The sequence below is a fragment of the Paraburkholderia dipogonis genome (assembly GCF_046027395.1).
Taxonomy (GTDB): domain Bacteria; phylum Pseudomonadota; class Gammaproteobacteria; order Burkholderiales; family Burkholderiaceae; genus Paraburkholderia; species Paraburkholderia dipogonis_A.
Genome location: NZ_JAQQEG010000131.1, coordinates 1 through 488 on the forward strand (window position 1 = coordinate 1; position 488 = coordinate 488).

The window sequence follows — 488 nt, forward strand, 5'->3', positions numbered from 1 at the left end:
AGTCGAAACCGACGACGACTCGATCGGCGGCCACTTCCTGCATCTGCTGCACGGCGTGGAGCCGTCGAAGGCGTGGGTCGACGCGATGCACGTGTCGCTGAACCTGTACGCCGAGCATGAATTCAACGCATCGACCTTCGCGGGCCGCGTGATCGCGGGCACGGGATCGGACATCTATTCGGCGATTACTGGCGCGATCGGCGCGCTGCGCGGACCGAAGCACGGCGGCGCCAACGAAGTCGCGTTCAAAATCCAGTCGCGCTACCAGACGCCGGACGAAGCCGAAGCGGACATCCGCCGCCGCGTCGAGAATAAGGAAGTGGTAATCGGTTTCGGCCACCCGGTGTACACAATTTCCGACCCGCGCAACAAGGTCATCAAGGAAATCGCGAAGAAGCTCTCGAAAGAAGCGGGCAACAGCAAGCTGTTCAATATCGCCGAACGGCTGGAGTCGGTGATGTGGGACGCGAAGAAGATGTTCCCGAATC

General features: G+C 61.1%; 1 protein-coding gene. It reads left to right on the plus strand.

Annotated elements, in window-relative coordinates; genetic code table 11:
• Nucleotides 1-488, plus strand: a 488-nt coding sequence (locus tag PQR32_RS42170; RefSeq protein WP_408241821.1) for a citrate/2-methylcitrate synthase, incomplete at both ends; no start/stop codon positions are given.